Annotated in this window: 19 protein-coding genes; 9 read left to right on the top strand and 10 right to left on the bottom strand. The window is 50.9% G+C overall.

All coding sequences use genetic code 11. The annotated features are described in order from the left end of the window. Nucleotides 1-422 precede the first annotated feature (422 nt). From DWZ03_RS09360 to DWZ03_RS09390, 7 genes are all read right to left on the bottom strand, one after another. The gene (locus DWZ03_RS09360) at nt 423-896 is read right to left on the bottom strand and encodes an N-acetylmuramoyl-L-alanine amidase (RefSeq protein WP_120129744.1); all 474 of its coding nucleotides are present in this window, start codon (nt 894-896) and stop codon (nt 423-425) included. 46 nt (nt 897-942) lie between these two features. Then, nucleotides 943-1,044, bottom strand: coding sequence for a smalltalk protein (locus DWZ03_RS19995; protein WP_005837396.1), 102 nt, complete (start codon nt 1,042-1,044; stop codon nt 943-945). Between the two features lie 156 nt (nt 1,045-1,200). Next, nucleotides 1,201-1,713, bottom strand: coding sequence for an HU family DNA-binding protein (locus DWZ03_RS09365; RefSeq protein WP_005837397.1), 513 nt, complete (start codon nt 1,711-1,713; stop codon nt 1,201-1,203). Between the two features lie 252 nt (nt 1,714-1,965). Further along, nucleotides 1,966-3,345: a replicative DNA helicase gene (gene dnaB, locus DWZ03_RS09370; RefSeq protein ID WP_005837398.1), complete on the bottom strand. Its 1,380-nt coding sequence runs from the start codon at nt 3,343-3,345 to the stop codon at nt 1,966-1,968. Continuing rightward, complete coding sequence (locus DWZ03_RS09375; protein ID WP_008664714.1) at nt 3,335-3,991, bottom strand: hypothetical protein; 657 nt, start codon at nt 3,989-3,991, stop codon at nt 3,335-3,337. The genes dnaB and DWZ03_RS09375 overlap by 11 nt, the downstream gene beginning before the upstream one ends. Nucleotides 3,992-4,178: 187 nt before the next feature. Continuing rightward, nucleotides 4,179-4,481: a DUF4248 domain-containing protein gene (locus DWZ03_RS09380; protein ID WP_005831107.1), complete on the bottom strand. Its 303-nt coding sequence runs from the start codon at nt 4,479-4,481 to the stop codon at nt 4,179-4,181. A gap of 320 nt (nt 4,482-4,801) precedes the next feature. Further along, nucleotides 4,802-5,239: a hypothetical protein gene (locus tag DWZ03_RS09390; RefSeq protein ID WP_005831111.1), complete on the bottom strand. Its 438-nt coding sequence runs from the start codon at nt 5,237-5,239 to the stop codon at nt 4,802-4,804. 536 nt (nt 5,240-5,775) lie between these two features. On the opposite strand from DWZ03_RS09390, the gene DWZ03_RS09395 reads away from it, so the two are divergent. The 8 genes from DWZ03_RS09395 (at nt 5,776) to DWZ03_RS09435 (ending at nt 15,185) form a co-directional block, all read left to right on the top strand. Then, a complete protein-coding gene (locus tag DWZ03_RS09395) occupies nt 5,776-7,797 on the top strand; it encodes an LruC domain-containing protein (protein ID WP_117749809.1) in 2,022 nt (673 codons plus the stop codon). A gap of 146 nt (nt 7,798-7,943) precedes the next feature. Beyond that, entirely contained in the window at nt 7,944-8,423 is a 480-nt protein-coding gene (locus DWZ03_RS09405) for a hypothetical protein (RefSeq protein ID WP_057089547.1), read from the top strand. Next, entirely contained in the window at nt 8,420-10,654 is a 2,235-nt protein-coding gene (gene bioA / locus DWZ03_RS09410; RefSeq protein ID WP_120129747.1) for an adenosylmethionine--8-amino-7-oxononanoate transaminase, read from the top strand. Before DWZ03_RS09405 ends, bioA begins: the two co-directional genes overlap by 4 nt. 34 nt (nt 10,655-10,688) lie before the next feature. Further along, the gene (locus DWZ03_RS09415; protein WP_119958271.1) at nt 10,689-11,879 is read left to right on the top strand and encodes an 8-amino-7-oxononanoate synthase; all 1,191 of its coding nucleotides are present in this window, start codon (nt 10,689-10,691) and stop codon (nt 11,877-11,879) included. A gap of 6 nt (nt 11,880-11,885) precedes the next feature. Beyond that, nucleotides 11,886-12,575 carry a pimeloyl-ACP methyl esterase BioG family protein gene (locus tag DWZ03_RS09420; RefSeq protein ID WP_120129750.1) on the top strand — a complete coding sequence of 230 codons (690 nt, stop codon included), beginning with the start codon at nt 11,886-11,888 and terminating at the stop codon, nt 12,573-12,575. Then, nucleotides 12,560-13,336, top strand: coding sequence for a malonyl-ACP O-methyltransferase BioC (gene bioC / locus DWZ03_RS09425; RefSeq protein ID WP_120129753.1), 777 nt, complete (start codon nt 12,560-12,562; stop codon nt 13,334-13,336). Before DWZ03_RS09420 ends, bioC begins: the two co-directional genes overlap by 16 nt. Continuing rightward, complete coding sequence (gene bioD, locus DWZ03_RS09430) at nt 13,336-13,983, top strand: dethiobiotin synthase (protein WP_005831133.1); 648 nt, start codon at nt 13,336-13,338, stop codon at nt 13,981-13,983. Before bioC ends, bioD begins: the two co-directional genes overlap by 1 nt. Before the next feature lie 29 nt (nt 13,984-14,012). Further along, complete coding sequence (locus DWZ03_RS09435; protein WP_055288608.1) at nt 14,013-15,185, top strand: glycosyltransferase; 1,173 nt, start codon at nt 14,013-14,015, stop codon at nt 15,183-15,185. A gap of 5 nt (nt 15,186-15,190) precedes the next feature. Here DWZ03_RS09435 and DWZ03_RS09440 read toward each other — a convergent pair whose 3' ends face one another. Both DWZ03_RS09440 and DWZ03_RS09445 read right to left on the bottom strand, forming a co-directional pair. Next, nucleotides 15,191-16,435: an ABC transporter permease gene (locus DWZ03_RS09440; protein WP_120129756.1), complete on the bottom strand. Its 1,245-nt coding sequence runs from the start codon at nt 16,433-16,435 to the stop codon at nt 15,191-15,193. Nucleotides 16,436-16,445: 10 nt separating this feature from the next. Further along, nucleotides 16,446-17,651 (bottom strand): pyridoxal phosphate-dependent aminotransferase, encoded by a 1,206-nt coding sequence (locus DWZ03_RS09445; protein ID WP_120129759.1) that lies wholly within the window; start codon nt 17,649-17,651, stop codon nt 16,446-16,448. A gap of 262 nt (nt 17,652-17,913) precedes the next feature. Between DWZ03_RS09445 and DWZ03_RS09455 the strand changes: the two genes are divergently transcribed. Then, the gene (locus DWZ03_RS09455) at nt 17,914-19,149 is read left to right on the top strand and encodes a fucose isomerase (RefSeq protein ID WP_005831144.1); all 1,236 of its coding nucleotides are present in this window, start codon (nt 17,914-17,916) and stop codon (nt 19,147-19,149) included. Here DWZ03_RS09455 and DWZ03_RS09460 read toward each other — a convergent pair whose 3' ends face one another. Further along, a complete protein-coding gene (locus DWZ03_RS09460) occupies nt 19,150-21,753 on the bottom strand; it encodes a PAS domain-containing sensor histidine kinase (RefSeq protein WP_117878526.1) in 2,604 nt (867 codons plus the stop codon). It abuts the gene before it with no gap. Nucleotides 21,754-21,814: the final 61 nt, after the last annotated feature.

Consider the following 21,814-nt stretch of genomic DNA (forward strand, 5'->3'; position numbering starts at 1 on the left):
TTCTTTTTCCTGTATTTTCAAATCCTTTAAACAAGGATAAGAAAAGCAAAACAAGAAAAGTTCTTTTTCTTTGCGAGTCGGACTGCAAAGATAAGGAGAATTATTAATAAGTTCCAAATGTTTTTCGAAAAATATTTTTATCTCTTTTTATTTCTCTGTGTCACCTTCCACACTTCTGTTTCAGTATTTCAATCTTACCACTTTCCTTCTCTTGGAAAGCGGGTGCAAAGGTATAGGATTTAACAATACAAGCCAAACATATCTATCATTTTTTTTAATAAAAATGAAACTTTTTTGTAACTTACTGATTCATAAATGCATTTCGCATGAACAATTTTGAAGAAAGGAAAAAGAGAGAAAATAACTATACATTATATATATACGTGCGCGCGAAGAGCACGAAGAAAGAGAATAAAAACATTTTATAAGCATGCCGGATTGGGTGGTGACGGTTCTGTCAGTATAGTCGCCGCATCAAAGCAGGGACATTGTTTCACCCACTCTTCCGGCTCTATCTCCCCGTTATGGTTCAGGTCGGGGCTCAGGTCGCGGTGACCGCAAAGCCGGGAACCGGGATAATCCTTCAGCAGCAGCAACACAAGCACACGCAGGGAGTGCTTTTGAAAAAGGGTGCGTGTATCGGCAGGGCGACCGCACTCGTCAAGCCCGCCTTCGTAGCAGACACCGATGCTACCTGCATTCCAACCCCGGACATGGGCACCAGGCAGGGACAAGGGACGCAGGGACTTGATGTCACCGTTCTTGCGGATATAAAAATGATAACCTGCGCCGGAGAAGCCCCGGCGCAGGTGGTCTGTCGTCAAGTCGTGCTCCGTATAGCAGCGGTCGCAGCGGGTGGCGGAACAATGGACGACGATAAGATTGATGAATCTCATGAGAATTAAAAATTAGAAATTAAAAATTAAAAGTGAAGGAAACCCGCTACACTGTCATGGCATGGGCGCTCAGGGCACCAATAAGCGCGGAGGCTACAGCGATTATCACTTTCAGAATCTTATCCCAAACAGATGATTTTGTACTCATAAAATTAAGGATTAATAGTTAAGAATTAATGGTTAAGGATTAGTGATTAAGGATTAAGGGCTAATGATTAATGGTTAATCATTAGGGATTGATTAGCGATAAGCGATTTGCTTGTGTTCATTAACCATTAATCACTAACCCTTAATCATTCCTTCTTTATCCCAGCGGATTTTCGCCCTGGTCGCCGTCGTCGCCGGAGCCGCCTCCGGAACCACCGCCTTGATTGCCGCCACCGGAGCCGCCCTCCTCGGGCTTGTCGAGCACAAAGCCCACATTCGCCGGGCTGCGGGTCACGGCGGTACTGCCGTTCACCAGCTTCAGCTCCTTGTCGGGGATAAAGCGGATATTCACCTTCGAGATATTGCGCACCGTACATTTGTCCGAGGCCTCCATGCCGGGACAGCGGAACGTCATGTGGAAAGTGCCCAGCTGGTTCAGCTTCACCTTGTCGCCGTTGGCAAGGTTGCCTTGAATCTCCTCCACCAGGGCTTCGATGACGTGCTTCACGTCGCCCTTCGTCATGGCACAGTTTTTCTGAATGGAGGCGGCAAGGACATCGATGTCCACGGTGCCGCAGGTCTTGGGTTTCTGACGGAGATAGTACAACATGGGCGAAGCCGGGTTGCTCACGATTTTACGGCGCTGGAAGCGCTCTACAATTACATCCATAAATTTAAAAAGTTAAGGTTTAAGTTAAGAAAAATGAGTTATAAGAGAGAAGTGGGTAAGGGAAGGGATAGGGCGCCCGAATCAATGATTATTCCTTTTCTTAAGCACATTACAAAGATACAACATTAAGAAGCGGAAGTCAAGTGTTTTGCCATTTTTTTTACTACAAAAAACACGGAGACACAGAGTTTTTCAAGCAATAAGAAAAATCTCCGTGTCTTTGTGTCTCTGTATTCTATAAATTTCCATCCATCACTTTGCATTCCTCGTCAGCCACTCCAATGGTGGTATGTAGTCCACCAGTTTTGTCATGCTTTGGTTATGATGGAAATAGACTTCACCGGTTTTGCCATTACGGTGCTTGGCTATGATGACGATACCCAGGCCATCGGTGGGATAAGTACTCTTCTTATCGACGGTCTTGCCGTAGAGGGCAGGGCGGCAAAGCAGCATTACCATATCCGCATCCTGCTCTATGGCGCCGCTCTCGCGCAGGTTGCTCAGGGTGGGGCGATGGTCTATGCTACCGTCGCTCGCCCGGTTCAGCTGACTCAGCAGCAGTACGGGGATATCCAGCTCCTTGGCCAGCAGCTTTGCCTTGCGGCTTGCCTGCGCCACTTCCTGCTCGCGGTTGCGGTTTTTCTGGTCACTCCTCATGTCACATAGTTGCAGATAGTCCACAATCACCATGTCACAGCGATTCTTGCTCTTCAGCAGGCGGGCGGAAGAACGCACGCGGTCCATGCTCGTCATCGGATGGTCGTCTATCAGTATGGGCAACCGCGACAACTCGGCAGACGCCTCATGCACCTGCCTCACCTCGCCGGGTGTGAGCTGACCGCTACGCAGGTGTTGCGGGTCTACCCCCTCCGTAGCTGCAAGCAGCCAGCGGTCTCCCAGGCGCTCGCCTTGCATTTCGAGGCTGAAGACCACCACATGACGCCCCGCCATGGCAGCGGCACGGGCCAGGTGGAGGGCAAAGGCCGTCTTCCCCACCGACGGACGGGCAGCAAGGATGTTCAAGTCGCCGCGCTGCCAGCCCGCCGTAACGTGGTCCAGAGCGTCAAAACCCGTAGGGATACCCGTAATGCCGTTGCATCCGTGCTCCATACGCTGCTCCACCTCGGCCAGCGTGTCGTCCATCAGCCGGTCTATGGAGCGAAGGTGGTCGGCTACGCCGCTCTCGTCCTCCAGCCCCTCCAGCAGTCGATGGGCTTCCACCAGGATGTCGTCAATATCCATCGACTCGTCGGCACTGAACGCCAGCAGTTGCTGGAATCCCGTACGCATGATACGCCGCGTGTGCAATTGCCTAAGGATGAGCGCATGATACTCCAGATGAGCACTGGAGCTGACCTTCGAGCTGATGCGTAACAGTTCGTAAGGCCCGCCCACGGCATCGAGTTTGCCACGGGCTGCCAGTTCGTTCTTCAGCGTGATGGTATCTATGGACTTTGCGCTGCGATACATCGATTGCAGGGCGGCAAAAATTTCCAGATTCTTCTCCTCGTAGAACATCTCGGGACGAAGTTTGTCCGCCACCAGAGGCATGGCAGCGCGCTCTATCATGCAGGCACCGATGACAGCTTCTTCGAGGTCACTGTCGTGGGAAAAAGTAGTTTCAGTCATCATATTCATTTTCAAAAGATTTGTCCGCCAGATAGGTGGCGGCTTGTTTACAATATTTTTGGTTGTTCAGATGGTCGTAATATTCGTCGATGTTGTCCAGTGCCCGCTGTTTCTCGCCTGCCGTCAATTTTTTCCATTCGCGACGGGCCCGGCCGATGTTTACCTTGGGATGCTCGGTGATGTCATGAAACTTTTCCCAGAAGATGCAGAAGTCCTCTCCCACCCCAGCCACCGGCGCTGCCTTCTTCTTCCGCGGGGCTGCTTTAGGACGGGCATTGCCAGTAAGGAAATCATAATCGGGGATACGGATGTGCATCACGTAGGGGTTGGCCACCCGCTCCACGATGCCGGCGTCGAACATCTTGTTGAAGAAGTAGCGCGTACGGTTGCGGGGCCACCCCAATATCTCCATCCAGCGGGCCAGGGAAAGTACGGACTCGCCACGTACACAGTCGAAAAGGTGTCCCCTGACGTTGCAGGTCACCGTGCTGTAGTTGACGTGTGTCAGCACAAAGACAAAGGCTTCGAAGGCATCGGCGGCTTTCTCTCCGGTTTTCATATTCATTTGTTCCTCAAACAAGGCTTTGGGGAAGAGGAGATAGCCTTTCTTCAGCATCTCCGTTGTCATGGGGCTCATTTCTTTTTCCATTTTTGTCTATTCTTAATTCGATAATGCGACAAAGGTAAGGGACCAGCCAGGGGGATACAAATAAGCAGTTAGAATCGGCTAAAAATTAATGAAATACATAAGGTGGCGAGAGAGGGGTTCACCTCATCCTCCACCACCCTATATAATAATATACTAAAATAATCAGAATGTATTAGAAATACATTCTCTATTTCGCATATTTTTTAGAGACCAGAAGATACGGATTTTTCACGGTCATATCCTTCACGTGGTCGGGCATCCCCCAGTAGCTCAGGAGGATGCCTATCTGTACGGGGGTGAGGTGGGCAGTCCTGGCGGTATAGCCCTGGTCCGTCAGATCCTTCAGCAGGCAAGCGTGTTCCGCAATGGAACGGCGCAGGGCCTTTACGGCCGAGCAGGCATACGCGTAGTTTGGGTAATAGGCCACTGCCACATCTGCAATGCGATGGCATCCCTCGAGCAGCCATTCAAAACTTTGTTCTTTTATCATTTTGCATATATTTATTAATAAAACATGTTGCAAAGTTAGAATGGGAGGGAAAACTGGGAAAGTTCGAGTGGCAATAAGAAAACTTGCTCAAGAAAAATGAATGTGTCAAAACGGTTGATGACACACCCTCACTGTCTTATTGATAAAAGCAACACTTTCATACTATAATAGGGAAGCACACATTTTGCGTATTTCATGCAACTTATCGGTCAGCGATTTTTCTTTAAGAGAGACAGCCATATTATATCTCGCCTGCCTATTAACGAGAAGTTCCGCACTAATCCCTAAGGCTGCTTCTACCATAAGAGCGAAGTCACTGGTTACATCTCCCTCTCCCTCTTGAAGTACCCCAGCACCGTGGCCGGTGTAAGACAGCAGCGTTCCACGCTTTTCAGGCGGCTCTGAAAAGTATATCGGGAGCATAGCACAAGGCAGAACCAAGTATAGTTCAAGCTACGGTGCAAGCGGTGCTGAAGGTGGTCGAAAAAACGGGAAACACGGGCAAAGAAGCTAGCGATACGCTCGCGGGGGACAAAACGGGAAGGCTGTGCGGCAGCATTGCGGGAGCGCTTGGCGGTACGTTCCATCTGTGCAAGGGTATACTCCAGTTGCTCGATGTCATTGCGGGTGTTCTCCATGGTTTGTTCCAATTTCTCGCGTCGTACCTGCTGCTTGGCATATCGTTCTTTTCTGTCAGCGATTCGATTTTTGAGGTCTTCTGCGGTGAGGTTTATTCCTTTGTTCTGGATTGATTTCATTATAAATGTATGTTTTATAGTTGTTTGTCTGTATATAAGTTCACGAAAACACATCATCCGTCTGCACCGAATGCATAATGCATAAAAGGCAAACGGATGATATATCAGGAGCAAATGTACGATGAATATTGCAGATAAAGTTCTTAATGACCATTAAGTCTTGTTATAAAACATGATATTATCTACTGCAAATTTGGAGATTATAAGAAAACACGTACCTTTGCAATGTGTTTTTCATAGTATTAGATTTAAGGTTAACAAAAGATTGGCTGTCTGGGATAGATAGCCTTTTTTTTATGCCCGCACCATTCGATTCATCCAATTAGTATCAATTCACTTTATACAACTTTTTAACCCACCAAAAGTGTTTTTAAACCCCAAAAGTTGTAGATTATAAATACTATGTTTATATTTGCAACATGAAAAAAGCGCTCGAGAAAATGTAGTATCTACAACTCGTCTGTGAAGTAGGTGGCGGTTGTGATATAGACAGCGTTCATAAGACAAACAAGCAAGCAATCTACAACAATAAAAATATGAAAGTTAGACTTATGACGAAAGTTAGTGCTGCAACCCTCATTTCAGCAATTGCCTGCAGCATATTCACGGGATGTACCGAAAAAGACCTATACAATCCCGAACGTGGAAAAACAGAACTAAAGCCGGAGAGCGAATACTTTGACTTTGCAACAACAGCCCAGGTAGCTTTTGACGTGAATTATGGAAAAATCGCAGGAGGCGCATTAATAGAGGTGTTTACAGAAGACCCCATCACCTATCAGACAAACAACCTCTACTCCATCAACGGCGAAGCGGTTTTTAAAATCTTTGCAGATGCAGACGGACGCTTCACCGGCAACGTAGAACTGCCCAAAGCGACAGAAAAGGTATATATCATCTCACAAAGCTGGGGAGCCCCCATGTATGTGGAAGCAGATGTGGAAAATGGCAAAGTGGTGGTAGATATGACCGAAAATAATGCCAACACCCGCTCAACTGCCATGACACGTGCAAAATCCAACCTGACTATCGACCTAAAGGATAGGAAGGAACGGGTATACTCCATCGTTGGATGGGGACAATCTCACGGTGAGATTATTGATAATAATGACATTGTAACTACGGGAAATTTCAATGACGGAACTTTAAAGCAGTTACAACACACACTGTGGAAAGGTTATGACAGCAAACCCAGCAATCTGGACAACAGAGCTTTGGTGAGCGATACAAAGCATGTGAACACCACCATTGCCCAAGCATATATCAACAACCAGGGACAACACGTAACGATTACCGATGCAGAACTGTATCTGACCTTCCTGACCGAACGTGCCGGTTACCTGACTTCCATCGGCTATTATTACTACAAGACCAATGAAATTCCCAACAGCCCTGACAAGGTAGACAAATTCATTATCATTCCCAATGCATCCATTGCAGGAGACGACCCGTATACCGGATGGTCTGGAAGTGGTAACAAATATTCCCGATATGACGCTCCCATACAGAAGAATACAAAAATACAACTTCTGTATCAGGACGAAAACGGTAATGTCTCCACCAAATTCCCGGCAGGATATACCATAGGATATTTCATCATCCCCAATGGATATACCCCCAATAAAGGTATCGACTACTCTATAAATTATATATATTCCAATAAAGAATGGAACAAGATATATGCAGGCCAACAAGCTCGCTTTATCTCCCTCTCCACCAGCAACGGCACGGTAGTCTACGGAGTAGAAGATGGCGATGATACCAGCTACGAAGACATACTGTTCTGTATCGATGCCAACCCCAATGAAGCCATTCAAGACCCGGACCGTCCGGTCATAGACCCGGAAGAGCCTACGGTGACGAGCTCCGAAACAACCTACCGCACGTATGCCTACGAAGACATCTGGCCCAATGGCGGTGACTATGACTTGAACGACGTGATTATCGAACACAAACGGGCCATTTCATTCAACAGCAACAATTATGTGCTGAAGGTGGAAGACACCTTTGTACCCGTACAGCAAAGTGGTGCCGCCACATACTCCAACGCATTTGCCGTGCAATATGTGGCCAGCCTGCGAGGCAGCATAGAACTGCCTGCCGGAGCAGTCGATGAAACAGAGACCTCTTCTGTCATCCTATTCCCCGATGCAAAGTCTGTGCAGGGCAACGAATTTACCGTAACCCGTACATTTGCAGACAACACATTGCCTAAGAAGAATCTGGAGAGCGACTTGAATCCGTTCATCATTGCCCAGTATACAGCCGGAGCCGACAACCGGACAGAAGTGCATCTGCCCAAGAAGAAAGCGACCGGTAAAGCCAACGCAGAGCAAATCGGAGCCGAAGACGATGCCTACTACATCAACAAGGACGGCAAATATCCATTCGCCATCATGCTGCCGGCCACAACCGGCACGGAAGGCCCCATCCGGTTCACTCCGGCAAAGGAAACCGTACGCATCGACCTGGAGTATCCCGATTTCGCCAAATGGGTAGAGTCCAATGGTGCCACCAATAATGACTGGTATCTCTACTACCAGTCGTCCAAAGAGTGAAATCCTACGACATTGCTTAAAGAAGAGCCGCGCAAATGCAACTATTGCGCGGCTTTTTCATGCATGACCATTACCGTTATGAAATTATTTTTTCTACATTTGCATCCGCTAAAAGGAAACAAAACCGCATCAGGCTGAAAAAAAACATGAGGAATACATCACCCGCCGCACCTACCATCCGCTTCCGCCGCTGGAGCAGAAAAGCCTACGCTGCATTTGCCAGCATAGGACGGTGTGTCACTATCGGTTGCCTGCGCAAAAGCGTGGCAGACAGCTCTCTGTCCAAACAGAAGGCTGCGGGAACCGCCGGACATGCCGGATGCGGGGAAGAGAGTGCCTGGAAAGGGGAAACGGAAGGAAGAGAAACCGACACCGGCATTCCGCTGGGTAGCAGCAGCGCCCTGACAAGTATCCTCACGGAGCTGGGAACGAACCGGCACATTCTTTTTGAAACACAATTCATCCGCCCCTGCGGGAATACGGGCGGACAAGACACATATAGCCTGAAACAAAAGAGAACAAGAGGTACGGATTACCGGAAGCCATGCAGCAGAATGACGAGCTGCACCGCCCCGGCAATCCGTACCTCTGTCTTTATCCACGAACTTAACCCAAGAAAGATATGACCCTACAGAAGTTGAAGGAACAAGTGCTGCGCGGCAGCCACATCAGTAAGGAAGAAGCCGAATGGCTGGCTGTGCAACCCGACAAGGAAGCGCTATACGAAGCTGCCCACGAGATAACCCGGGGCCTGGCCTCGGAGGAGTTTGACATGTGCTCCATCATTAATGCCAAGTCCGGACGATGCCCGGAAAACTGCAAGTGGTGTGCACAGTCGTCGCACTACAAAACCCAGGCAGACGTGTACGACCTGGTGGACAAAGAAGAATGCCTGCGGCATGCCCGGCATAATGAAGCCCAGGGCGTGGCACGTTTCTCGCTGGTGACCAGTGGACGGAAGCCCTCCTCCAGAAACATGGAGAAACTGTGCGAAGCCGCCCGGCACATGCGCCGGCACTCGTCCATCCAGTTGTGCGCATCACTGGGACTGCTCAACGAAGACGAAATGCGGGCACTGCACGACGCAGGCATCACCCGCTATCACTGCAACCTGGAGACAGCCCCCTCCTACTTTCCCCAACTGTGCAGCACGCACACGCAGGAAGAGAAGCTGCGCACCCTGCAAGCCGCCCGCAATGTAGGCATGGACATCTGCAGCGGCGGCATCATCGGCATGGGCGAGAGCATGGAGCAACGCATCGAATTCGCCTTCACACTGCGCGAGCTGGAAGTACAGTCCATCCCCATCAACCTCCTGAGCCCCATCCCCGGCACACCGCTGGAACGGCAGGCACCACTCAGCGAGGAGGAAATACTGACCACCATCGCCCTCTTCCGCTTCATCAACCCGACAGCTTTCCTCCGCTTTGCCGGAGGACGCTCGCAACTGAGCAAGGAGGCCGTAAAGCAAGCGCTACACATCGGCATCAACTCCGCCATCGTGGGCGACCTGCTGACAACGCTCGGCTCGAAAGTGTCGGAAGACAAGGTACTGATAGAAGATGCCGAATACCGGTTCTGCGGCTCGCAGTTCGACAGAGAGCACCTATGGCACCCCTATACCTCCACCACCAACCCGCTACCGGTGTATAAGGTGAAGCATGCCGAAGGCGCCACCATCACCCTGGAAAGCGGAGAAACACTCGTAGAGGGAATGTCGTCGTGGTGGTGCGCCGTCCACGGGTACAACCACCCTACACTGAACCGGGCGGCAGAGGAACAGCTGGGCAAGATGTCGCATGTGATGTTCGGAGGGCTGACACACGACCCTGCCATTGAACTGGGCCAGTTGCTGCTACCGCTCGTCCCGCCGTCCATGCAGAAGATATTCTATGCCGACTCGGGCTCGGTGGCAGTAGAGGTAGCCTTGAAAATGGCCGTGCAGTACTGGTATGGCAAGGGAAAGGCGAAGAAGAACAATTTTGTGACTATCCGTTCGGGCTATCACGGGGATACATGGAATGCCATGTCTGTCTGCGACCCGGTGACGGGCATGCATTCGCTGTTCGGGGCATCATTGCCGGTGCGCTATTTCGTGCCGCAGCCGCGCTCACGCTTCCATGGCGAATGGGATGAACGGGATACGGTGGAACTGCGGAAACTGGTAGAGGAGCATCACGAGGAACTGGCAGCGCTTATCCTCGAACCTGTGGTGCAGGGCGCTGGCGGCATGTGGTTCTACCACCCCCAGTACCTGCGCGAAGCGGCACAGATATGCAAGGAACATGGCCTGCTGCTGATATTCGATGAGATAGCCACGGGCTTCGGACGGACGGGAAAACTCTTTGCCTGGGAGCACGCGGGTGTAGAACCGGACATCATGTGCATAGGAAAGGCCATAACGGGCGGATACATGACGCTGTCTGCCGTACTGACGACGAACGAAGTGGCGGATACCATCTCCAACCATACACCGGAGGTGTTTATGCACGGACCCACCTTTATGGGGAATCCACTGGCATGCGCCGTGGCATGCGCTTCGGTGAAGCTGCTGACCTCGCCCGAATACGACTGGCAAGGCAAGGTGACTCGCATCAGCCGGCAACTGCAAGAAGAGCTTGAACCGGCACGCCGATTACCGCAAGTGACGGATGTACGTGTGCTGGGAGCCATCGGGGTGATTGAGACAAAAGAACCCGTAGACATGGCGTGGATGCAAAAACGCTTCGTTGAGGAGGGAATCTGGGTACGCCCGTTCGGAAGATTGGTATACCTGATGCCTCCGTTCATTATAGAGCCGGAACAGTTGAGGAAACTGACGGGAGGGTTGATGAAAATTATACAGGAAATGAATTGAGAGGATAAAGGGAAAATTATTATATCAAGAATTTATGAACGTAACTAACTATATGCAGCAAGAGCTGCAAACATTGAAAGAACACAGCAACCTGCGCCGCCTGCCGCAACTGACACACGAGGGACGCACGGTTGTAGCCGATGGCCGGCATATGCTGAACCTTTCGTCCAACGACTATCTGGGTCTGGCTGCCGACCGCCAGCTGAAGGAAGAATTCCTGCAGACACTGACACCGGACACCTTCCTGCCGACTTCCTCCTCCTCCCGCCTGCTGACGGGGAACTTCGGGATTTACGAAGAGCTGGAGACGGAACTCGCTACACTTTTCGGCACAGAGACAGCACTGGTGCTCAATAGCGGCTATCATGCCAATATGGGGATTCTACCCGCCGTGAGCGATGCACAAACCCTGATACTGGCAGACAAGCTGGTGCATGCCAGCATCATCGACGGCATCCGCCTATCCACCGCACGCTGCATCCGCTTCCGCCACAACGACCTGGTACAACTGGAACGCCTGCTGGAACAACACCATGCAACATTCCGGCAATTGATTATCGTCACAGAAAGCATCTTCAGCATGGACGGTGACCAAGCCGACCTCACGGCATTGGTGCGTTTGAAAAAAAGATACTCCAACGTACTGCTCTATGTGGACGAAGCCCATGCATTCGGCGTAAGGGGACCGCGCGGTCTGGGCTGCGCCGAAGAAACCGGATGCATCCGGGATATAGATTTCCTCGTGGGCACCTTCGGCAAGGCAGCGGCGTCTGCCGGCGCATACATCGCCTGCTGCCGGACGATACGCGAGTATCTCGTCAACCGGATGCGAACCCTCATCTTCACCACGGCATTGCCTCCGACAAGTATTGCCTGGACACTGTTTATCGTACGGAAACTTGCCAGAATGCAGGACCACCGCGAGCATCTGGCAAGAATCAGCCGGACACTGCGCGAAGCATTACAAGCCAAGGGGTACGGATGCCCCAGCGCAAGCCATATCGTCCCACTGATTATCGGCCCCAGTGCCGACACCGTGCTGTGCGCAGAGTTGCTGCAGAGGCATGGCTTTTATGCACTGCCGGTACGCCCGCCCACGGTGCCCGAAGGGACATCACGTATCCGCTTCTCGCTGACAGCAGACATACGGGAAGATGAGATTGGAGAACTGATACCCCTTATTCCCCTAAAGGAAGAGAGGAATACTAACGCTATACGATTCTAAAAACAGATGAAACAAAGTTACATTATACACGAGCATCATCCCCGGCTATTGCTGTTCTTTGCCGGCTGGGGAGCCGATGAGACGCCTTTCAAAATGTATCGTCCGGCAGCCAGCGACTTCATGGTGTGCTATGACTACCGCACACTGGATTTTGACGCCTCCGGACTGGAAGAATACCGCGAAATCAACCTCATCGGCTGGTCTATGGGGGTATGGGCGGCTTCGCAGACCGTGCCACAGCTCTCATCGCCAGGTACGTCCGGCAAAGGTATCCATATGGCAAACAGTATCGCCATCAACGGAACGCCCTACCCCATAGACCAGCATATGGGTATTCTACCCGCCATCTACCACGGGACATTGGACGGACTGACCGGGGCTTCACTGCACAAATTCCTCCGCCGCATGTGCGCCAACGGAGCAGCCTTCAAAGCTTTCCTGGAAATCACTCCCCGCCGTCCGCTGGAAGAGTTGAGAGATGAGTTGACGGAGATTGAGAAGATGTACCACACACTGCCTGCTGCCACCTTCCATTGGCAGCAGGCAGTAGCGGGAGGCAACGACCGCATCATTCCGCCAGCCAACCAGCTGCAAGCCTGGGAAACACTCGGCACCCCCGTGCTGCAAACGGAGGATGCCCACTACCAGGAAGAGTTATTCAGACATTACCTGCAAGACCTATGGACAAGCCACTGAACCCGATGGACAAACAACTGATAGCCGCCCGCTTTGCCAAAGCCCGGAATACCTATACCCGGGAGGCCCGCGTGCAGCAACAAGTCGCCGAGAAGATGATGCAGCTCATAAAGGAACCATACACACGTTTCCGCCGTGTCGTAGAGTTTGGCTGCGGAACGGGAAGCTACTCACGTATCCTCCTCCACACCTTGCAACCGGAAGCTCTGCTGCTGAACGACTTGTGCCGGGAAATGGAGGAGTGCGTCAAGGAACTTTGCGACGGCACTACCGTGCAATTCGTCCCCGGTGATGCCGAAGCCATCGACTTCCCCGGAGAAACCGACCTGATAACCTCGTGCTCCACCCTGCAATGGTTCAACGACCCAGGTGCTTTCTTCACCCGCTGCCACCAAGCACTGGTGGCAGACGGCCTGCTTGCCTTCAGCACCTTCGGCGCCACAAACATGCACGAAATACGCCAACTGACTGGGCACGGGCTGGACTATCTCTCCGTTGAGGAGCTGCAAGCCCTGCTGTCTCCCCGCTTCGATATTCTCCATGCCGAAGAAGAAGTGATATCCCTGCCCTTCCCCACTCCCCAGGCAGTGCTGAAGCATCTGAAGCAAACCGGAGTCACGGGTACGGAAAAAAGGATGTGGACGCGTAGCCGCCTGCAATCCTTCTGTGAAGAATACACAATCCGGTTCAGTGATGCCGCAGGCAACGTAAGCCTGACCTATCACCCTATTTATATCATCGCACGAAAAAAGACAAAATAATGGAAACAAAAAACATCTACTTCATCAGCGGCATTGATACAGATGCCGGAAAAAGCTATTGCACCGCCTGGTATGCCCGTGAGCTTATGCAACGCGGCCTGCGCGTCATCACCCAAAAGTTCATCCAGACCGGCAACACCGGCCATTCCGAGGACATCGACCTGCACCGCCGCCTCACCGGAACTGGCTACCTGCCGGAAGACAAAGAGGGGCTGACCATGCCCGAGATATTCTCCTATCCCTGCTCTCCCCACCTCGCCGCCCGCATAGACAAGCGCCCGATAGACTTCGGAAAAATAGAGCGTGCCACCAGGGAACTTTCCCATCGCTATGATACCGTGCTCGTAGAAGGCGCCGGCGGTCTGATGGTTCCCCTTACCGAAGATTTCCTGACGATAGACTACATTGCGGAGAAGCAGTACCCGCTTATCTTTGTCACCTCCGGAAAGCTGGGCAGCATCAACCACACCCTGCTGAGCTTCGAAGCCATCAAGAACCGGGACATCGCGCTCGATACGGTACTCTACAACCTCTATCCCACGGTAGAGGACAAGACTATCCAGGAAGACACGATGAAATACATCAAGCAGTATTTGTCCAAGCACTTTCCCGGAACAAAGTTTGAGGTAGTGCCGGAAATTGTGTAAATTTGCAGCACATAAACGTCCTACTGCACATGGAAGCATTTACATTAGATTCAACTGAAATTATCGTACTCGCTACGGCGGGTGGTCTGTTCCTTATTCAAATTATCTACTACCTCTGTCTCTACAACCGTATTCATGCGCGCAGCCGTGCCGTGAAGCAGGGAGACACGCACTTCACCCAGGAACTGCCCCCCATATCCGTCATCATCTGCGCCCGCGAGGAATCCGAGAATCTGCGCCGCAACCTGGGCGCCGTGCTGGAGCAGGACTATCCCCAATTTGAAGTCATCGTCATTAACGACGGCAACACCGATGAGAGCGAGGATTACCTGACCATCCTCGAGGAGAAATATCCCCATCTCTACCACAGCTTCGTACCCGATTCCTCCCGTTACATCAGCCGCAAGAAGCTGGCCGTAACGCTTGGAATCAAGGCCAGCAAATATGACTGGCTGGTGTTCACCAATGCCAACTGCATGCCCCAAAGCAACCAATGGCTGCGACTGATGGCACGCAACTTCACATCACGTACCCAAGTGGTGCTGGGATACAGCGGCTACGAACGCGGCAAAGGCTGGCTGCACAAACGGGCGGCATTCGACAATCTGTTCACTTCCATGCGCTATCTGGGATTTGCCCTGGCAGGCAGCCCCTACATGGGCATCGGGCGTAACCTGGCCTACCGGAAGGAACTCTTCTACCAACAGAAAGGATTCTCCGCACACCTCAACCTGCAACGGGGAGACGACGATTTGTTCATCAACCACGTGGCTACCCCGGAGAACACGCGGGTAGAAACGGATGCCAATGCCATTGTGCGCATGCAGCCGCTTCTGCGTACCAAGGACTGGAAAGAAGAGAAAATAGGCTACGCCTCCACAGCACGGCTGTATCATGGAATGCAACGCTGGCTGGCCGGTTTTGAGACCCTGACCCGCCTGGCATTCCACGCATCCTGGATAGCCGCGATGGTCATCGGCATTCTGCACTTCCACTGGCTGGCAGCAGGCGTCGCTTTTCTTTTGTTCCTGTTCCGTTTCACCATGCAGGCAGTCATTGTCAACAAGACTGCCCACGACCTGGAAGAACAGCGCAGATATTACTTCACACTACCGGCTTTCGACCTATTGCAGCCGATACAGTCTTTACGTTGGAAATGGTACTGTCTGTTCCGCAAGAAAAGCGGTTTTCTGAGAAAGTGATTCTCTTATTCGTAACGGATGGAAGTTGCCGGATGGATGCGTGTAATCAGGAATGATGGGCCCAGCAACATCAGGACCGAAGCCAGCAATGTGCCGGCATTCAGCAGCAGGAACAGCCAGATATTGAAAGATACCGGAACAGTAGCCATGTAATAGGTTTCAGGGTCGAGCTTGAACAAGCCGGACCAGCGCTGCACGAAATAGAACGCAAGGCCGATTATGTTCCCCCAAAGCATGCCTTTCCCAATGAGGAAGACCGAAAACCAAAGGAAGACTTTACGGATGGTAAAGTTATTGGCTCCCAAAGACTTCAGCACGCCTATCATGGAGGTACGCTCTATGATGATAATCAGCAGGCCGGATACCATGGTGAAACCCGCCACCCCAATCATCAGAATGAGAATGACCCAGATGTTGACATCCAAGATGCCCAGCCAGGCAAAGATTTGGGGATTGAGCTGCTCTACATTACGGACGCAATACTCGGCACCATAGCGGTCGGGATTCTCGTCCGTATCGACAGCTATCTCATAGGTGGTTTCTTCCAGCTTGTCATAATCGCGTATTTCCAGCTCCACACCGCTCACCTGGTCCGGCTCCCAGTTGTTCAGGCGATTCACCAGATAGAGGTCGGTAAGCAGGAATAGGTTGTCGTATTCGGAGAAGTTGGTTTGGTAGATACCTACAATCTTCAAGCGGCGAGCACGCACATCGTCCTGGATGAAGTAGGTGTCTATCTTGTCACCAAGTTTCAATTGCAGCTTGTTGGCAAGAGACTTTGAGATGACTACGCGGTTGGACGAAGCGGAATCGCTGAATTGCGGAAACTCCCCCTCCAGCAGATGGCGGTGGAAGAAGGTGCTATCATACTCCTGCCCCACACCTTTCAGCACCATTCCCTGAAAAGCATCGGCGGTCTTTATCATCCCCGGCTTGGTGGAGTAGCGTTGTACATGCTTCACTTCGGGATAATCGGAAAGCGCAGCTATCATGCTGTCGCCCACCACCACCGGGCGCGTCTCATAAGAGCGTGCAGCATCCAGGTTGCCTATCTGGATATGGGCACCGAAACCCACGATTTTATCCCTTACCTCGCTCTTGAAGCCAACAATGACGGACACGGCAATAATCATCACCGCCAGTCCGAGAGCAATACCCACCATGGCAATAAGGACAGCCGGACGGGAAACTTGCTTGCCCGGCTCCGAGTTGCGATAAATGCGCAACGCTATAAAGCGAGATAAGTTCATAAATTAATCCCTAATCCTTCATTTCTCTTCCCGGATAGGCTTCCAATGCTTTTTGCAATACAAACAAGGCGCGGTTCAAGTCGTCTTTCTTCAGTACGTATGCGATACGCACTTCGTTGCGACCGGAACCCGACGTAGTATAGAATCCGGACGCAGGCGCCATGAATACCGTCTGTCCCTCGTATTCGAACTCCGACAGACACCAGGCACAGAACTTGTCCGAATCATCTACCGGAAGCTTTGCCACCGTATAGAATGCTCCCATCGGGATGGGCGAATATACGCCCGGTATACGGTTCAATCCGTCAATCAAGCATTTACGGCGTTCTACATATTCATCGTATGTGTCGCGCAGATAATCCTCATCGGCATCCAGCGATGCTTCTGCGGCAATCTGGCCTATCAACGGAGGACTGAGACGCGCCTGGCAGAACTTCATGACAGCATCCCGGATTTCCTTGTTCTTCGTTATCAGGGCACCGATGCGGATGCCGCACTCCGAATAGCGCTTGGACACGGAATCAATCAGCACCACATTGTTCTCAATGCCCTCCAGATGGCAGGCAGAGATATAGGGAGAACCCGTATAAATAAATTCACGGTACACCTCGTCCGAGAAGAGGAACAAATCGTACTTCTTCACAAGGTCGCGAATCTGGTTCATTTCACGGCGTGTATAGAGGTAACCCGTAGGATTGTTGGGATTGCAAATCAAAATAGCACGCGTGCGCTCGTTAATCAACTCCTCGAACTTCTCTACCTTGGGCAACGAGAAACCCTCTTCGATGGTCGTGGCAATGGTGCGTATCTTGGCTCCGGCAGAGATGGCAAACGCCATATAATTGGCATAGGCCGGCTCGGGAACAATGATTTCATCCCCCGGATTGAGGCAAGCCAGGAAAGAGAACAACACCGCCTCCGAGCCGCCGGAAGTGATGATGATGTCGTCTGCAGTCAGATTGATATTGTACTTTGCATAGTAACCCACCAACTTCTCGCGGTAACTGCGATATCCCGCACTGGGACTGTATTCCAGAACTTTCCGGTCGATGTTCCGTATCGCTTCAATCGCGACTTCCGGAGTAGGCAGGTCGGGTTGACCGATGTTCAGGTGAAATACATGTATACCCCTCTGCTTGGCAGCATCTGCCAGAGGAGCCAGTTTTCTGATAGGAGATGCGGGCATCTCCATTCCGCGAATAGATATTGTTGGCATGAGGTTTATTTACTATTTGACGATTTATGATTTACTATTTAATAGAGTATTTATAGGTGATATTGCTATCACTTTATCATTAAAGTTGCAAATGTAGCGAATTATTTGAAACCAAAAGGAAGGCAGGACCATAAAAACTTTAAAAAACTTATCTATCGTAAAAACTCTATGATATGTAAACAGAAACTTGTATCTTTGAAAAAGCAAACGAGCCAAGTAGAATCAATTGTAAATAGTAAATAGTCAAATAGTAAATAACACCATGGTCATCAACCTTATAACTTTTGCTTCCATACTGCATAAACAAGCATCAGTCCGTAGCTCCCACGAAGTGATATTGACTGAATTGGAAAAATACTTTACCGTCAACTTCATTGATTACAAAGACATAGACAAGTTATCACCCGATGACTTCAGTATTATATTCATTGCCACCGGAGGTGTGGAACGGCTGGTAATCCAGCATTTCGAATCCCTTCCCCGCCCCGCCATCCTCTTGGCAGACGGCATGCAGAATTCACTGGCTGCCGCTCTTGAAATATCTTCCTGGCTGCGCGGCCGGGGAATGAAAAGCGAGATTCTTCACGGAGAGCTACCCGAGACCATCAAGCGTATTTTTGTCCTGCACAGCAATTTCGTGGCACAACGCAGCCTTTTCGGTATGCGCATCGGCGTAATGGGCACTCCGTCCAGCTGGCTCGTTGCCAGCAATGTGGATTATCTGCTTGCCAAACGCCGCTGGGGTATCGAGTACACAGACGTCTCATTGGACCGCATTTATGAATACTACGGACAGATAACGGACGACGAGGTGGGCGAAGCATGCGCCGGACTGGCAGGAAAAGCGCTTGCCTGCCGAGAGGCAAGCCCCGAAGACATGATAAAAGCCATGCGGCTGTATCGAGCCATCAAGAGGATTGTAGAGGAAGAGCGACTGAGCGCCATTACCCTCAGCTGCTTCCGCCTGATAGACCAAACGGGAACCACCGGCTGCCTTGCCCTTGCCTTGCTGAACGACGAAGGAATCATTGCCGGATGTGAAGGCGATTTGCAATCCGTCTTCACCATGCTGGCCGTAAAAGTGCTGACGGGGAAAAACTCCTTCATGGCCAATCCTTCCATGATAAATGCCCGTACCAATGAAATCATATTGGCACACTGCACCATCGGCATCGCACAAACGGAGCAGTTCATCATACGCAACCACTTTGAGACGGAAAGCGGCATCGGTATTCAGGGAATCCTGCCGACGGGAGATGTAACCATCGTAAAATGCGGAAGCGAAAGCCTGGACGAATATTACCTGAGCACCGGCACGCTTGTTGAGAATACAAACTACATCAATATGTGCCGCACCCAAGTGCGGATAAAGATGAACTCCCCTGCCGACTATTTCCTCAAGACACCGCTGGGCAATCACCACATCATGCTGTATGGCAATTACGAAGATATATTGGAAGAGTTCCTGCAAGCCAATGCCTGCAAACGGATTGAATGATTATTCGTTCGCATCCGGTATCACCACCTCGAAACGCGTTCCTTTTCCCAACTCTGAGGAGACCGAGATAGAACCATGCAGGCGGTCTACGATGGTCTGGCAAATGCTCAGCCCCAAACCGGCGCCCTGCGTAAAGCTGTCTTCTTTGTAGAAGCGTTCGAAGATATGTTTCTGGGCGTCTTCGGAGATACCGCTTCCCGTGTCTTCGACAAAGATGGTGGTATATCCTTCCCGGTTCGTGACGTAGCCGAAGGTGATGCTGCCCGTTACCGTGAATTTCTTGGCATTGTTTATCAGGTTGTTCACGACCTGCTTCAAGCGGACGGAATCGGTGATGACCAATTTGTCTTCCCCTTCCGGAATCTCTATACGCAGCTCTACATCCCGAGGCATACTCAGACGCTGGGATTCATGGACCTCCTGCATGATAAACGCCAGGTTGAATGCTCCGAACTTAAAGTCCATCGTGCCCGATTCTATGCGCGAGAGGTCCAGAATATCGTTTATCAACGCCAGCAGCAATGTACAGTTGATGTTGATTGTTTCGACGAACTGCTTTACCTCTTCCGGAGAAAAAGCGTCCAAGTCCTTCAATAAATCCGAGAAACCGACAATGGCATTCAGAGGGGTACGTATCTCATGGCTCATATTGGCAAGGAACGCAGATTTGAGCTTGTCGGCCTGCAAGGCACGGTCACGTGCGGCAATCAAGGCCTCTTCCGTATCCTTGTAACGCTGGATGCTCTGGCATACTCCCAATACCATGTATGGGGTATCAACCGTCAGTCCGTCATAAGCGGTACTGCGGAACTCCCACCATTCATAGCTCCCATCCGCACTCTTCAACCGGAAACTCATCCGTGAATTGATTTCATTGCCCAACAGAATGGCATCAAAATTCCTGCGCGTATGCAGCAAGTCTTCCGGATGTATAAGGGTGTCCATCTCATCACGTGCCAGCAAGTCCGTATCATCGGTATACCCGAAACGGCGCAGCAATCCACCCGGGAAATGGAAACGGTTCATATGCATGTTGTACTGCCACGGATAAATGGAGCTTTCCTCCACCGCCATATTGAAGAAGCGTCTCTGCATCTCTTCTTCGGAGATATTGCGGCATACAATCGCCATTCCCGTCATCTTTTCATTGGCAAAGATAGGTACTACCTCGCCGGAAACGGGGAAATACGTTCCCTGATGGTTTTCCTGCATGAAGGCTTTCTCCGGAATAGAAATAGGTCTCTTTCCGGTACGTACTTTCTTCAACAAGTCCTGCAGGATGTTTTCTCCATTCATGTAAATCCTGAAAATGGAGCCGGCCATCTGCCCTTCATAGAAACGGGACGTATAGGTTTCGGAAGAAAGTCCCAACATCTGTAACAACGGACGGTTGACAAAATGGATGCGCAGGTCGGTATCATACGTAATCAAGCCGTCGCGAATGGAACAGAAGATATTGTCGAACTCGTCGCGCTGCTCCACCAGGCGGTGCTGTATCAACAAGCGGGTCTGGGCATGTATGCGCTTACGCGACTCCCTGCGGTTGGCACGGAAAAGCCAGGCAACCAGCAGCACCAATGCCCCGACAATCAGCGAATAGAACAGAATGAACCAGACACGGTAACGCTCCATCAACGGTATATTCAAAATGATGCCCTTGCTCTCCGCACGGTTCGTGTCCACACGGAAAAACTGCAACTGTTTGTAATCGAACAGCAACTTGCCCCCAAAGTCCTTTACTTCCAATGAGGCGGGTGACTTGCCCTTCAAAATACTTGCAGCCTGCCGGCCGGCAGCAAAAGCATCCTCTCCGGGAACGGCATCATACACACACAGAACACCGTTCGTCATAGCCAGGTTCTGGCTGGTAAACACGGGGGCCTTCAACTTCAAGGAAAGAAAGGGAATCCATTTGGGAGCAATGACAATATGCTTGTAGGCATTGTAGTCATAGCAAATGGAAGTGATGATAGAGTTCAAGGACTTGGCCTGCACATTCAGCACTTTCAACTCATGCTCCGGATAGTTGCTCTTTATGCGTTCCCAGGATTCCTCCACAGCCTTAACCCCTTTAAGGCTCAGGAAACTGCTGTCGGACAGACAGACCAACTCCCTGCGGGAAGGAAACATGCGGACAGCCGCATCCAGCAAGACATCGAAATCCGTTTTCGAAACATAGCCGGAGACGTTGGGCATTCTTTCAAAGACCCTCTCATCCGGGTATTTGATACCCGAAACCACTACCGGTATCTGATAAGGCAGGGAATCACCGCAATGGGTCAATGTGAAGAAAGCCTCATCGCTGGAGGTCACAATCAAGTCCGTTTTCCGTTGCCTGGCACGCTCGCAGATGCGGCGCATGATGAAGCACTCGGAAGCGAAAGACCAGTAATCGGCATTCAGATATTCAGTAGTGATATTGGCTTTAACTCCCCCCTTGTCCAGTCCGTTCTCCAAATTTTCTGTCAGAAGGCTGTGCCAAGGAGTATTTTTTGTATAGGACTGTATGAAAAGTACATTGTACGTACGTTCCGTAGCCGAAAGTGTTCCCGACATCAACCACAACAAGCCTGCAAGCAATGGAAAGAAAAGGCGTTTCATCATAATATAGATTTTGTATACTCAACGCAAAACTCTTATTCGTCACGCAAATATACAAGTTATA

This window comes from Bacteroides sp. AF29-11, assembly GCF_003602895.1.
Taxonomy (GTDB): domain Bacteria; phylum Bacteroidota; class Bacteroidia; order Bacteroidales; family Bacteroidaceae; genus Bacteroides; species Bacteroides uniformis.

What these genes read in the sequence shown, in the direction of transcription:
- DWZ03_RS09360 (WP_120129744.1), bottom strand. Translation starts at nt 896, where the DNA reads ATGAGATTCATCAATCTTATCGTCGTCCATTGTTCCGCCACCCGCTGC.
- DWZ03_RS09440 (WP_120129756.1), bottom strand. Translation starts at nt 16,435, where the DNA reads ATGAACTTATCTCGCTTTATAGCGTTGCGCATTTATCGCAACTCGGAG.
- DWZ03_RS09365 (WP_005837397.1), bottom strand. Translation starts at nt 1,713, where the DNA reads ATGGATGTAATTGTAGAGCGCTTCCAGCGCCGTAAAATCGTGAGCAAC.
- bioA (WP_120129747.1), top strand. Translation starts at nt 8,420, where the DNA reads ATGACCCTACAGAAGTTGAAGGAACAAGTGCTGCGCGGCAGCCACATC.
- bioC (WP_120129753.1), top strand. Translation starts at nt 12,560, where the DNA reads ATGGACAAGCCACTGAACCCGATGGACAAACAACTGATAGCCGCCCGC.
- DWZ03_RS09375 (WP_008664714.1), bottom strand. Translation starts at nt 3,991, where the DNA reads ATGGAAAAAGAAATGAGCCCCATGACAACGGAGATGCTGAAGAAAGGC.
- DWZ03_RS09395 (WP_117749809.1), top strand. Translation starts at nt 5,776, where the DNA reads ATGAAAGTTAGACTTATGACGAAAGTTAGTGCTGCAACCCTCATTTCA.
- DWZ03_RS09390 (WP_005831111.1), bottom strand. Translation starts at nt 5,239, where the DNA reads ATGAAATCAATCCAGAACAAAGGAATAAACCTCACCGCAGAAGACCTC.
- bioD (WP_005831133.1), top strand. Translation starts at nt 13,336, where the DNA reads ATGGAAACAAAAAACATCTACTTCATCAGCGGCATTGATACAGATGCC.
- DWZ03_RS09455 (WP_005831144.1), top strand. Translation starts at nt 17,914, where the DNA reads ATGGTCATCAACCTTATAACTTTTGCTTCCATACTGCATAAACAAGCA.
- DWZ03_RS09380 (WP_005831107.1), bottom strand. Translation starts at nt 4,481, where the DNA reads ATGATAAAAGAACAAAGTTTTGAATGGCTGCTCGAGGGATGCCATCGC.
- DWZ03_RS09445 (WP_120129759.1), bottom strand. Translation starts at nt 17,651, where the DNA reads ATGCCAACAATATCTATTCGCGGAATGGAGATGCCCGCATCTCCTATC.
- DWZ03_RS09415 (WP_119958271.1), top strand. Translation starts at nt 10,689, where the DNA reads ATGAACGTAACTAACTATATGCAGCAAGAGCTGCAAACATTGAAAGAA.
- DWZ03_RS09435 (WP_055288608.1), top strand. Translation starts at nt 14,013, where the DNA reads ATGGAAGCATTTACATTAGATTCAACTGAAATTATCGTACTCGCTACG.
- DWZ03_RS19995 (WP_005837396.1), bottom strand. Translation starts at nt 1,044, where the DNA reads ATGAGTACAAAATCATCTGTTTGGGATAAGATTCTGAAAGTGATAATC.
- DWZ03_RS09460 (WP_117878526.1), bottom strand. Translation starts at nt 21,753, where the DNA reads ATGATGAAACGCCTTTTCTTTCCATTGCTTGCAGGCTTGTTGTGGTTG.
- DWZ03_RS09420 (WP_120129750.1), top strand. Translation starts at nt 11,886, where the DNA reads ATGAAACAAAGTTACATTATACACGAGCATCATCCCCGGCTATTGCTG.
- DWZ03_RS09405 (WP_057089547.1), top strand. Translation starts at nt 7,944, where the DNA reads ATGAGGAATACATCACCCGCCGCACCTACCATCCGCTTCCGCCGCTGG.
- dnaB (WP_005837398.1), bottom strand. Translation starts at nt 3,345, where the DNA reads ATGATGACTGAAACTACTTTTTCCCACGACAGTGACCTCGAAGAAGCT.